At 70.9% G+C, this 12,210-nt stretch carries 11 protein-coding genes; 7 read left to right on the forward strand and 4 right to left on the reverse strand.

Translation table 11 applies throughout. The features are described 5' to 3' along the window. Positions 1-14 precede the first annotated feature (14 nt). From ACFWX1_RS00825 to ACFWX1_RS00835, 3 genes are all read left to right on the forward strand, one after another. On the forward strand, positions 15-452 hold the full coding sequence (locus ACFWX1_RS00825; protein WP_378323398.1) for a winged helix-turn-helix transcriptional regulator: 438 nt from the start codon (positions 15-17) through the stop codon (positions 450-452). 17 nt (positions 453-469) lie between these two features. Then, positions 470-1,048, forward strand: coding sequence for a GrpB family protein (locus ACFWX1_RS00830; RefSeq protein ID WP_378382713.1), 579 nt, complete (start codon positions 470-472; stop codon positions 1,046-1,048). Positions 1,049-1,156: 108 nt separating this feature from the next. Next, positions 1,157-1,798, forward strand: a complete 642-nt coding sequence (locus ACFWX1_RS00835) for a gamma carbonic anhydrase family protein (RefSeq protein WP_378382714.1) — start codon at positions 1,157-1,159, stop codon at positions 1,796-1,798. A 39-nt stretch (positions 1,799-1,837) separates the two neighbouring features. On the opposite strand, the gene ACFWX1_RS00840 is transcribed toward ACFWX1_RS00835, so the two are convergent. Continuing rightward, positions 1,838-2,692, reverse strand: coding sequence for a class I SAM-dependent methyltransferase (locus tag ACFWX1_RS00840; protein WP_378382715.1), 855 nt, complete (start codon positions 2,690-2,692; stop codon positions 1,838-1,840). A gap of 200 nt (positions 2,693-2,892) precedes the next feature. Between ACFWX1_RS00840 and ACFWX1_RS00845 the strand changes: the two genes are divergently transcribed. Next, positions 2,893-4,464, forward strand: coding sequence for a Na+/H+ antiporter (locus ACFWX1_RS00845; RefSeq protein ID WP_378382716.1), 1,572 nt, complete (start codon positions 2,893-2,895; stop codon positions 4,462-4,464). A 140-nt stretch (positions 4,465-4,604) separates the two neighbouring features. On the opposite strand, the gene ACFWX1_RS00850 is transcribed toward ACFWX1_RS00845, so the two are convergent. From ACFWX1_RS00850 to mgtA, 3 genes are all read right to left on the reverse strand, one after another. Continuing rightward, positions 4,605-5,945 carry a nitrate/sulfonate/bicarbonate ABC transporter ATP-binding protein gene (locus ACFWX1_RS00850; RefSeq protein WP_378382717.1) on the reverse strand — a complete coding sequence of 447 codons (1,341 nt, stop codon included), beginning with the start codon at positions 5,943-5,945 and terminating at the stop codon, positions 4,605-4,607. 26 nt (positions 5,946-5,971) lie between these two features. Next, positions 5,972-7,711 carry an ABC transporter permease gene (locus ACFWX1_RS00855; protein ID WP_378382718.1) on the reverse strand — a complete coding sequence of 580 codons (1,740 nt, stop codon included), beginning with the start codon at positions 7,709-7,711 and terminating at the stop codon, positions 5,972-5,974. Positions 7,712-7,831: 120 nt separating this feature from the next. After that, entirely contained in the window at positions 7,832-10,471 is a 2,640-nt protein-coding gene (mgtA, locus tag ACFWX1_RS00860; RefSeq protein ID WP_378382719.1) for a magnesium-translocating P-type ATPase, read from the reverse strand. Positions 10,472-10,764: 293 nt separating this feature from the next. Here mgtA and ACFWX1_RS00865 point away from each other — a divergent pair, with 293 nt between their 5' ends. Genes ACFWX1_RS00865 through ACFWX1_RS00875 form a run of 3 tightly spaced genes read left to right on the forward strand, consistent with a single transcriptional unit; the run spans position 10,765 to position 12,142 of the window. Beyond that, positions 10,765-11,112 (forward strand): ArsR/SmtB family transcription factor, encoded by a 348-nt coding sequence (locus ACFWX1_RS00865; RefSeq protein WP_378323390.1) that lies wholly within the window; start codon positions 10,765-10,767, stop codon positions 11,110-11,112. A 29-nt stretch (positions 11,113-11,141) separates the two neighbouring features. Continuing rightward, positions 11,142-11,696, forward strand: a complete 555-nt coding sequence (locus ACFWX1_RS00870) for an AAA family ATPase (protein ID WP_378382720.1) — start codon at positions 11,142-11,144, stop codon at positions 11,694-11,696. Next, a complete protein-coding gene (locus ACFWX1_RS00875) occupies positions 11,693-12,142 on the forward strand; it encodes a GNAT family N-acetyltransferase (RefSeq protein WP_378382721.1) in 450 nt (149 codons plus the stop codon). The genes ACFWX1_RS00870 and ACFWX1_RS00875 overlap by 4 nt, the downstream gene beginning before the upstream one ends. Positions 12,143-12,210: the final 68 nt, after the last annotated feature.

The raw sequence follows: 12,210 nt of genomic DNA on the forward strand, positions 1-12,210 counted from the left end.
GAAGGAGGTCCGGGATGGCGGCGCGCGGGCGGGACTGCTCGATCGCGGACGCGCTGGAGGTGATCGGCGAACGCTGGAGCCTGCTCGCGCTGCGGGAGATCATGCTGGGGGAGCGGCGGTTCAACCAGATCGCCGAGAACACCGGCGCGAGCCGCGACATCCTCGCCGCCCGGCTGCGCAAGCTCGTCGAGGCGGGCGTGCTCGAAAAGCGCCAGTACGAGGATCATCCGCCCCGCTACGACTACCTGCCGACCGAGGCGGGCCGCGCGCTCCAGCCGATCCTGCTCGGGCTGATGGCCTGGGGCGACCAGTATGTCCACAATGGACCACCGCCGACCGTGTGGCAGCACGCGTGCGGCGCCGAACTGAAGCCCGAGACGGTGTGCGCGTCGTGCGGTGAACCGATCGACGCGCCCGGGACGAAACCGCTGCGGATCGGTGCCGTGCGCTGACCGGTACCGTCGGGCCCATGCCGTTTCCCGACGAGATCGCGCCTGTGACGGTGGTCGGCCACCGGCCGGACTGGTCCCGGGAGTTCGGCCGGCTGGCGAAGGTGGTCGGGGACGCGCTCGGCGAGGTCGCCCTCGCGATCGACCACGTCGGCTCGACGTCGGTGCCCGGCCTCGCGGCCAAGGACTGCGTCGACATCCAGGTCCGGGTCGCGGCGCTCGACGAGGAACGGCTGGTCTCCCTGTTCGCGGCCATCGGTTTCCGGTGCCGTCCGGAGCCGTGGAACCGCGCCGAGACCTCGGCCGGGACGCGGTGCCGCAAGCTCGTCTTCGCGCCGCCGCCCGGTGCGCGCCGGTGCAACGTCCACATCCGGGAACACGGCGGCCCCAACGCGCGCTTCGCACTGCTGTTCCGGGATTACCTGCGGGCCGACGCAACCGCGCGCGACGCCTGGGGAGCGTTCAAACTGCGACTGGCGGAGAGCGTGCCGGACTGGGCGGACTACGGCCAGATCAAGGCGCCCGCCACCGAGGTCCTGATGGCCGCGGCCGAACGGTGGGCCGCGGACACCGGCTGGCGGATTCCGGGGCCGCGCTGAAAGGCCGTCGGCTGGACGTGGACCCATCGGTGGCCGGCATAGGTTTCGGCGAACGCGACGTCGGAAATTCGCCAGCATGCTCGCGGTCGGCCGGGCGAGTATCCGCTCATGATCGCTGAAGCGCGGGGAATCCGTATCCGGCACCGCGGGCATGAACCGCAGGTCCATCCCACCGCTTACGTTGCCCCGACAGCCACGCTCGTCGGTGATGTCCGCGTGGGGCCGAGGGCACGGGTGATGTACGGCGCGGTGCTCGATGCCGAGGGGTCTCGGATCGAGGTCGGGGAGGCGGCGGTGATCTGCGAGAACGCGGTTTTGCGCGGGTCCGCGGTCGCTGGCGATCAGCCGGTGCTCGTCGACGATCACGTCTTCGTGGGGCCGCATGCCACGCTGCTGGGCTGCGAGGTCGGCAGGTGCGTCTATGTGGCGACCGCGGCGACGGTCCTGCAGTGCGCACGGTTGGGGGCCGGCTCGGTTGTCGCTGTCGGCGCACTCGTGCATGCGCGCACCGTTGTGCCGGACGAGTACTTCGTGCCGCCGTATACCGTGGCGCTCGAGGCGCCGGTGCGGCTGCTGGCGCCTGGCGATCCGGCCTTGGCCGAGGCCGTCAGGCGGGTGGGCTTCGCGCAGGTGGCGTTCGGTGTCGATACGGAGTGGACAGACCGGATCAGCCGGTACGAGCACATCGCGGAGGTGCGCGTCGCCGAGTTCGGCACGCACGCGGACGATGAGGTTCTGAATCCCGGCTAGCGCCGCATCAGCGGCCCTTGTGCTGTTGGGCCGCAGCCATCAGTCCCGGACGGCGATGAGGAAGCCGCCTGCGGTCCCGTCGGCTTCGCGGCCATAGGCGACGGCGAGGGAGGAACGGCTGTAGGTCTGCGGTTGCCAGCCGTGATCGGAGAGCCAGTCCGTCGCGTGCGTGCCGAGCCCGCCCTTCCACAGGCTGGTCACGTTCTCGGCGCCCCGCAGCGCGCGGGCCTGGGTGAGGAGCCCGTCCTGATCACCGTCCGGACGGTGTTCGCAGGCCAGACGGCTACCCGGCGCCGACAGGTCGCCGACGGTCGCGAGCATCCGGGTGGCCTCGTCGTAGGACAGGTAGACCAGCAGCCCTTCGGCGAGCCACGCTGTGGGCAGCGCCGGATCGAAACCCGCTGCGCGGAGTTCGCCCGGCCAGTCCTCGCGCAGATCCGCGGGCACCACGGTCCTGGCACACCGCGGCGTCGCGGACTCCCGCGTCAGCACGTCGTCCTTGAACGCGAGGACGTCGGGCAGGTCCAGTTCGAACAGCCGCAGCCCGCCGGGCCAGCCGAGCCGGTACGCGCGGGTGTCGAGCCCCGCCGCGAGGAGCACGACCTGCCGGCATCCGGCGGCCGTGGCGGCGAGCAGGTACTCGTCATAGAACCGGGTACGGACGACCACGTGCGCGTAGAACACCGCGCCGAGCCGGTTCGCCGGATTCGACGAGGTCAGCTCCTCGGCGGAATCCGGTGCCTCGGGGAACAGGTCCCGGCCCGCTTCGAAGAACGCCCGCGCGTAGGGATCGTCGAACAGCTTGTCCGGCCGGGTGCTTTCGAGCGCGCGCAGCCCGGCCACCCCGAGGGCGGTCCTGCTGACGGCGGGCAGCGAGTCCGGTGACGCGGTCATTGATCCACCTCCCGGTGCTCACCGTACGGCAGCGGCGGCTCTCCGTTCGGGTGATCCGCCGACGGGTGCGCCGGGCGGTTTCGTGCTGCGATGACGGCCGTACCTGCGTCCGGTCTTGACGTGTTCCTGACGTAGGGTTGGTCCCGGCGCGCCGGGAAGTCTGGTCGGCATTCGGGACTGGACGAAGAAAGGACCCGGTCATGCGCGGTGTCGAGACGGTGCTGTTCCTCGTGGTGGTCGCGACGGTGGTGGCCACCTTCGCGAACCGCCTGCGGGTCCCGGCACCGTCGCTGCTCGTCGTCGCGGGTGTCGTGGTCGGGCTGCTGCCGGGCGTGCCGTCGGTCGAGATCACCCCGGAGATCATCAGCCTCGTCGTGCTGCCCCCGCTGCTGTTCGCCGCGGGCGAGGAACTGCCATGGCGGGACCTGCGCGCGGTCGCGAGGCCAGTGGCGACGCTGGCCGTCGGGCTGGTGCTGCTCTCGGCGGCGGCGGTCGTGGGGGTCGCGGTCGCGGTGACGCCGATGCCGGTCGGGATGGCCTTCGTGCTCGGCGCGGTGCTGGCGAGCACCGACCCGGTCGCGGTCACCGCGCTGGCGCGCCGCCTTTCGCTGCCGCCCCGGGTACAGGCGCTGATCCAGGCGGAGAGCCTGTTCAACGACGCGACGAGCCTCCTGCTGTTCCGCGTCGCGCTGTTCCTCGCCATCGCGGGCGGTGCCGCGTCGTGGGGACGGACGCTCTCGGAATTCGCCATGCTCGCGGGCGGAGGCCTGCTCGTCGGGGCGATCATCGCTGCGGGCGCGTTCGTGATCCGGCGGCACACCGAGGACCCGATGGTGGAGACGGTCGTGGCGCTCGTGACGCCGTACGCCGGATACGTGCTGGCCGAGTCGGTCGGTGTCTCCGGGGTGACCGCGGTGGTGGTGGCGAGCGTGATCCTCGGGACGCAGGCGGAGCGGCTGACGACCGCGCGCATCCGGCTACAGGTCGGCGCGGTGTATCAGACCGTCGTGTTCCTCCTGGAAAGCGTGGTTTTCGGCCTGATCGGGCTGCAGCTGCCGACCCTGGTGCGGCGGCTGGCCGGGACCACCGCGTGGTGGCCGCTGCAGGCCCTCGCGATCGCCGTGACCCTGGTGCTGGCGCGGCTGCTGCTGGTGTTCGTGCTGAGCACGATCCGGCAGCGCCGCGGCGGCGGGCGGGTGTCGTGGCAGGCGCCGGCGGTGATCTCGTGGGCGGGCGCGCGCGGAGTCGTGCCGCTGGCCGCCGCGTTGTCGCTGCCGCTCACCGCGCTCGACGGGTCACCGCTGCCCTCGCGCGACCTGGTGCTGTTGCTCACGACCGCGGTCATCGTGGTGACGCTGGTGGTGCAGGGCTTCACGCTCGCGCCGCTGGTCCGGCGCACCGGGATCGCGCTCGACCCGGCCGATATCCGCCATGAGCACTTCGACGCCCGCCTGCGGATCGCCGAAGCCGGGCTCTCGCACCTGGAACACCTGGCCGAGACCGAATCGGCGCCGGAGTTCGTCGTCGATCAGCTCCGGCAGAGCTGGCGGGCCCGCATCGACCGCATCCGCAACGACGACAGCGAGGATCCGGACGGTATGTCCCGTTTCGCGGCGTACCGGGTCCTGCGCCGCGAAGTCCTCGAAGTGGAAGGCGCCGAACTGACGCGCCTGTTCGAGCGGGGCGTGATCACCGACTCGACCCGTCGCCGCATCCAGCGCCTCCTCGACCTCGAAACCGCCGGCCTCGGCGACGACCCGGCCGCGAGCTGAAGGGGACTTTCTCCGCCCATGCCCCCGCCGCCACCCTCAACGGAGACGCTACGCGTCCAGTCTTGATCCTAAGACGCGCTGAAGGGGACTTTCCTCCGATGCGATGAGAGGAAAGTCCCCTTCAGCCCACGCCGGGCCGGTCAGCGGGATCCACTGTGGACGATCGACGGGGTGGGGATGGCGACCAGCTGGCGGTCGTCGGTGTTGTAGTCGAACAGCTCGGCGTAGCGGCCCCAGTCGACGGCGATGTCGAGCTGCTGTTCGGCGTCCTCGGCGGAGAAGCCGCGCCGCAGCAGGTCGAGGAAGAAGTCGGCACGCATCTTCCCGGTCGAGCTGGTCGCCAGCGCCGTCGAGATCGTGCGGACCAGCGGCGCCCGCCTGCGCACCTGCTCGGCGAAGATTTCCTTGCTGCGCAGGATGTCCGCGGTCGTGAACGCCTCGCCGACCGGCGTGCAGCACAGGTCGGCGCCGACGACGAGCAGCAGGTCCAGCATCGCGGCGGCGTCGACGAGGGGGAGCAGGTCGTCGATCTCGAACGTCAGCTCGGCCGCGACGTCGGGCAGGTCGACGCGGCCGCTACGCGCGTGGACGATCTCGACCAGCCCGGCGAGCCCGCCGACCGACGCCGCGGGCAGCGGCTGCGAAATCGGCGTGGCCTCGGCGGGTTCGGCGGCCAGGTCGCCCGGGTCGCGGCCGGTGAGCAGGCCGTAGAGGTGGTCGACGACGGCGGCGAACTTGGGCGTGCGCCGGTCACGGGGCCGGGCGAGCGTGACGTCGACCTCGGCCCGGATGTGGCCGGGGTTCGCGCCCAGCACGATGACGCGGTCGGCGAGCTGGACCGCCTCCTCGATGTTGTGCGTGACGACGCAGATGGCCTTGGTCGGGAAGTTCGTGGTCTCCCACAGGTCCATCAGCTCGCCGCGCAGGTTCTCCGCGGTGAGCACGTCGAGCGCCGAGAACGGCTCGTCCATCAGCAGCACGTCCGGTTCGAGCACCAGTGCCCGCGCGAAACCGACGCGCTGGCGCATCCCGCCGGAGAGTTCCTTGGGGTACGCGGACTGGAAACCGTCGAGGCCGATGAGGTCGATCGCCGCCAAGGCGCGCTCGCGACGTTCCCGTGGCGGGACGCCCTGCGCCGCGAGGCCCAGTTCGACGTTGTCCTGGACGGTCAGCCACGGCATCAGCGCGAACGACTGGAACACCATGGCGGTCCCGGGATTGGCGCCGCGCAGTTCGTCGCCGCGATACCGGACACCGCCGCGGGTGGGGGCGATGAGCCCGGCGATCGTCCGCAGCAGCGTCGACTTGCCGGACCCGGAACGGCCCAGCAGCGCGACGATCTCGCCCGCGCGCAGGTCGAGCCGGATGTCCTCGAGCACCCGCAGCTCGTCGCCCGCCGCGCCGGCGAAGCTCTTGCTCACCGCGTCGACGCTGATCAGGACTTCACCGGTGCGGGTGGCCGGGGTGGTGGTCGTGGTCATGGGAAACCTCCGTCTACTGTGGATGGTCAGAGCGAGTAGCGCTGCTCGGCGAGGGTGGAGAGCCGGCGCCAGAACAGGCGGTTGAGGCCGACGACGAAGACGCTCATCACGACGACGCCGATGAGCAGGCGTCCGTAGTCACCGGACTCGGTGGCGTCCTTGATGTACGCGCCGAGCCCGGTGGCGTGCAGCGTGGTGCCGTTGTAGCTCACGATCTCGGAGACGATGGAGGCGTTCCACGCGCCGCCCGCCGCGGTGATCCCGCCGGTGACGTAGCTGGGGAAGATCGCGGGCAGCACGAGCCGGCGCCACCACAGCCTGCGTGGCAGCCGCAGGTTGGCCGAGGCCTCGCGCAGGTCGTGCGGGATGGCCGACGCCCCCGCGATGACGTTGAAGAGGATGTACCACTGCGCGCCGAGCGCCATCAGCAGGATCCCGCCCCAGTTGAGGCTGATGCCCGTCGCCACGAGCACCGCGGTGACGAGCGGGAACAGGAAGTTGGCCGGGAAGCTCGCGAGGATCTGGACCACCGGCTGCGCCAGGCGCGACACCTTCGGGTTCATCCCGATCCAGACCCCGGCCGGCACCCAGATCACGGTCGCCACCAGGACGAGCAGCACGACCCTGCCGAAGGTCACGAGGCCGAGCAGCAGCGCGTTGCCGACCTCGCCGAAGCCCGCCGTGCGGTCGATGAAGCCGATCATGAAGTACAGTCCGCACGCGATCGCCGCGGTGACGACCACCGCGAACACGATGTCGCCGATCCGCCGGCGCATCGCCGAGGTCCGCAGTGGACGTTCGCCCAGCCCGAACACGGCCATGGCCCGGTCGAGCGGGAACACGAGCTTGCCGAGGAACCGGGCGAGGAACGCGGGGATGCGAGACCGGCGGAGCAGCATGAGCGCCAGGCTGCGTGGTGCCTCGGCGGCCTCGGCCTCCTCGTTGCGGAATCGCTCGGCCCACGCGGTGAGCGGCCGCCAGAAGAGCACGTTGACACCGACGACCATGACGATCATCGCGACGATCGCGAGCAGGAGGTGATCCAGTTCCCCGGCGTCGCTCGCGGTCTTCACGTAGGAGCCGACGCCGGGCAGCGCGTAGGTGTGGTTGTCGACGCTGAGGGCTTCCGCCGCGACCAGGAAGAACCAGCCGCCGCCGAAGCTCATCATCCCGTTCCAGACCAGTCCGATCATCCCGCTGGGCGCGTCGAGCCGCCAGAACCGCTGCCAGCGCGAGAGCCGGAGCAGCCGCGCGGCCTCGTCCAGCTCGCGAGGCTGGGTGACGAGCGAGTGATAGAAGGAGAACGTCATGTTCCAGGCCTGCGAGGTGAAGATCGCGAACACCGCCGCGCCTTCCAAACCCAGCTGTGAACCGGGGAACAGCGCGATGAACCCGGTGATCGTCACCGGGAGGAACCCGAGGATCGGCACCGACTGGAGGATGTCGAGCAACGGGAGGAGCACCTTCGCCGCGCGGCGTGAGCGCGCGGCGGCGGTGGCGTAGACGAAGGTGAACACCGTCGAGGCGGCGAGGGCGAGGAACATCCGCAGCAGCGAACGTGCCGCGTAGTAAGGGAGTTCGGCGGGATCGGTGGACACAGTGGACGGTGCGTTCGCCTGGTCCCACGGCACGGCGGCGCCGTGGGTGAGCCGGATCAGGGCCCACAACAGCACGGCCGCGCCGAGGAACACGACGACGTCGGCGGCGGTACGGCGACGTGGCCGGACCAGCGCGCCACGGCTGGGAAAGGTGCGAAGCAGGGACATGGGAGAACTCGTTCTTCTCTTCGATGGACGTGAAGCGGGCAGCACGCGGCCGCGAACTGTCCACTACGGACTGTTCGATGAGGACTGTGCGGTGTGGACGGAGTGCTCAGGCGGGTGGCGTTACCACCACGTGCCCGACGATCGGCGCAGCCAGCTCCGTTTGACCAGGTGCGCGGCGAGCAGGTAGCCGAGGACCAGCGGGAACAGCCAGAGCAGGTACCCGGCGGGCGGCGGGGTCAGGCGCAGCGCGTCGGCGATCGGCGGCAGCGTGAGGGCGATCCCGGCCAGCGCGGCCGCCGCGGTGGCCCAGACCACGGGTGTGGCGGGCGGTGTGCCACGCAGCGGCGCCGCGGTCCGGAGCACCAGGACCACGAGCAGCTGGGTGAGCAGACCCTCGACGAACCAGCCGGTCTGGAACACCGCCGGATGCCCGCCCGCGTCGAACACCCACCACAGCACGGCGAACGTGGTGAGGTCGAACAGCGAGCTGAGCGGGCCGAACACCAGCATGAACCGGACCATGCCCTTGGCGTCCCAGCGGCGGGGCTTCGCGAGGTACCGGCGATCGACGCGGTCCCACGGCAGCGCGAGCTGTGCTCCGTCGTAGAGCAGGTTCTGCACCACGAGCTGGATCGGCAGGATGGGCAGGAACGGCAGGAACAACGCGGCCAGCACGACGGTCAGCACGTTGCCGAAGTTCTGCCCGGCGGTGATGTGGACGTACTTGAGCGTGTTGCCGAGCGTCCGCCTGCCCTCGACAACGCCGCGCGCCAGGACGCCGAGATCGCGGTCGAGCAGGATCAGGTCGGCGGCGTCCTTCGCCACCGCGGTGGCGGTGTCCGGGGCGATGCCGACGTCGGCGGTACGCAGCGCGGGCCCGTCGTTGACGCCGTCGCCGAGGAAGCCGACGGCGTGCCCGGCGGTCTTGAGCGCGGCCACGATCCTGGCCTTGTGCGCCGGGGTGAGCTTGGCGAACACCGTGGTCTTCGCGACGAGCTCACGCAGCACGCCGTCGTCGGCCTCGTCGATCTCGTGGCCCAGCACGATTTCGCCGACCGGGATCCCGGCCAGTGCCGCCACCTGCGCGGCGACGTACCGGTTGTCCCCGGTGAGGAGTTTGAGCGTGACGCCGTGCCGCGTGAGCGAACGAACCGCGTCCGCGGCGTCGTCGCGGACCGGGTCGACGAATCCCACGAACCCGACGAGGACGAGATTCTGTTCGTCGTCTTCGCTGTACGGGACGAACCGGGCCTCGCCCTGTTTCGCGGCGACAGCGAGGACTCGCATCCCGTTCTGGGCATAGCCGCGGACGACGTCGGCGGCCTGCGCGCGTTCGGTCTTGCCGAGTTCCACGATCGCGCCGGATTCCCGCGCGTGCGTGCAGCGGGACAGGACGTCGTCGGGGTCGCCCTTGGTGATCAGCAGGTGCCCGTCCTCCGGGCCGCGCAGGATGACCGTGGAGCGGCGCCGCGCCGGATCGAAGGCGATTTCGTCGACGGGCGTGAACATCGCCTCGGCGAGCAGCGCGTCTTCGGGATCCGCGAGCTGTTCGAGGATGGCTTCGTCGAGGCGGTTGTGCGGGAAGTCCTGGAACTGCACGGCGAGGCAGGCGTACTCGGCGGCTTCGCCGTCCGGCCGCCCGGCGAGATCGACGCTGTGTGCGTAGGCGACGCGGTCCTCGGTGAGGGTCCCGGTCTTGTCGACGCACAGCACGTCCATCGCGCCGAGGTCCTGGATGGCGTTGAGCCGCTTGACGATGACCTTGCGCCGGGACAGCCGGGACGCCCCGCGCGCGAGGTTCGTCGTGACGATGACCGGCAGCATCTCCGGCGTGAGGCCGACCGCGACCGCGGCGGCGAACATCACGGCCTGCGGCCAGTCACCGGAGACGGTCCCGCTGACGACCAGCACGATCGGGACCATGACGAGCATGAAGCGGATCAGCGTCCAGCCGACCGCGCGGACGCCGAGGTCGAAGCTCGACACCGCGCGCGGGGTCGCCGTCGCGCGGGCGAGCGAGCCGGAGTAGGTGTGCGCCCCGGTGGCGATGACGACGGCGGTGGCGCTGCCGGAGACCACCGACGTCCCGGCGAAGCACAGCGACGGCGCGTCGACGAGGCCGGGGCGGTCCGGCGCGCGGAGCCGGCGCGGACGCGGGGAGGGGACGCGCTTGGCGACCGGCAGGCCCTCGCCCGAGAGCGCGGACTGGTCCACGACGAGATCGGACGCCGCCACGACCCGCAGGTCGGCGGGCACGATGTCGCCGGGACCGAGCCGGACGACGTCGCCGGGAACGAGATCCGACGGCGGTACCTCGCGGTCGAGCGGCGGGAGCGTCGCGTCGCCCCGGCGGCGGACGGTGACGGTGGTGTCGACCTGGCCGAGCAGCGCGCGGACGGCGCGGTCGGAGCGGGTGTGCTGCCAGAACCGCAGCACCACGCTGAGGGTGACCATGATCGCGACGGTGATCGTGCCGCGCAGGTCGCCCAGGACGACGAAGACGACGCCGAGTCCGGTCAGCAGCGCGACGAACGGGCTGCGGACGGCGTCGAGCACGTGCGCGGCGAGGCCGTGTCCGGCGGTCGTGGGCTCGGTGTTGTCACCGTGGCGGCTCAGCCGTTCCTCGGCTTCGGTTTCGGTGAGACCCTTCGGGGAGCTTTCGAGGCTCTGGAACACGGTCAGCACCGGCGCGTCGGCGAGATCGGCCAGCCGCGCGTCGCCGTGGGGGCGGGTCACGGGGGCGGGGGAGGTACGCACCATGAGAACGGTCCTGTCGGTGGAGGTGGCTGCCGTGCTGACAACGTTGTCTTCCACGCGGACCGTGTGCGGTTACCGGGATGCTCCCGGTTCCGGCCGGTGTTCCGCGTGGCCGTTGGGACTACTTCCTTCGCCGGTCACCCGGCTCACCTCCTTCCGCGCTCGACGCACAACCCGATCGCGGCCCGTGCGGGCGCGACCGGTAACAGTAGACCGGACCACGACCTTTCAGTCAAACACTTGCGCAAGTGTTGGGTGCTACGTCACCCTGGGAGCGTCACTCGAAAGGATGTCCTTTGCCAGTCCGATCCCTGCCCGACCCGCCGGGCGCGCTGCCGCCCGGGGTACTCCAGGACGCCGCGGCCACGTTCGGCCTGCTCTCGGCCACCGTGCGGCTGCAGCTGGTGTGGCTGCTGGCCTCGGGCGAGCGGGACGTCGGGACGTTGGCGGGGGAGGTCGGGCAGAGTGTGCCGACGGTCAGCCACCACCTCGCGAAACTCAAGCTCGCCGGTCTCGTGCGGTCGCGGCGGGAAGGCAAACGGCAGGTGTATCTCGTCGACGATCCCCGCGTCGTCGAGCTGGTGAAGCTCGCCGTGGCGCACCACGGCGTGGAGGCGGACGGCGGGCTCGGAGCCCTCGGCTGAGCGCGTCGCGGATGTGGTACTGCTAACGCGTGAGTTCCTCGCGTTCTCCTCACGAGCAAGCCGTCGTACTCCTGACGGGGATCCAGGCCTCGGGGAAGTCGACCGTGGCCCAGCTGCTCGCCGAACGGCTGCCGCGGTCCGCGCACGTCCGGGGTGATCTGTTCCGGCGCATGGTGGCCGGCGGGCGCGCGGAGATGACGCCCGAGCCGTCCGACGAAGCGGTGCGGCAGCTGCGGCTGCGCCATCGGTTGACGGCGATGGCCTGCGACGAATACTTCCGGGACGGATTCAGCGTCGTCGCCCAGGACGTGATCCTCGGCGAGTACCTCGCGGAGACCACGGCGCTGATCACCGCGCGGCCGCTGCTGGTCGTGGTGCTCGCCCCGGCCGTCGAGGCGGTCGCCGCGCGCGAGCGGGCCCGTTCTAAGGACGCCTACGACGAATGGTCGATTGTGGCTCTGGACAAGGCATTGCGGAACGAGACGCCACGGCTCGGGCTGTGGCTGGACACCTCGGATCAGACACCGGAGGAGACCGTGGACGAGATCCTGGCTCGTGCGTGGACGGAGGCGAGGGTGTCGTGAGCGACGCTGGGGGAGTGCGGGTCGCACTGCGGCAGACCACCTTCGCCGACGCCGAATACTGTTTTCGCCTGCACGAGGACACCCTCGGCCCGTACGTCGACCAGATCTGGGGCTGGGACGAGGCCGAGCAGCGGGCCCGGTTCGCGTTCAGCGCGGCGAGGACGCAGATCATCACCGCGGACGGGATCGACGCCGGCTCGCTCATCGTCGAAACGCGGCCGGACGAGATCTACCTCGGCCGCATCGAAGTGCATCCGGACTACCAGTCGCGGGGGATCGGCGGGCACGTCGTCCGGACCCTGGTGGCACAGGCGGCGGAGCGCGGCCTTCCGGTCGTCCTCGACGTGCTGGAGGTCAACGTCCGCGCGAAGGCGTTCTACGAGCGGCTCGGGTTCGCCGAGATCGGACGGCCCGCCGCGCACAAGCTCCGCTTGTGTCACGGCTGACGTGCGCGGCGAGAGATCTCGCGTGATCAGCGGGAGATCTCGGGTGACGGGAAGGAGATCTCGCGTGA

Origin of the sequence: Amycolatopsis sp. NPDC059021 (assembly GCF_042739895.1) — a bacterium.
Lineage (GTDB): Bacteria > Actinomycetota > Actinomycetes > Mycobacteriales > Pseudonocardiaceae > Amycolatopsis.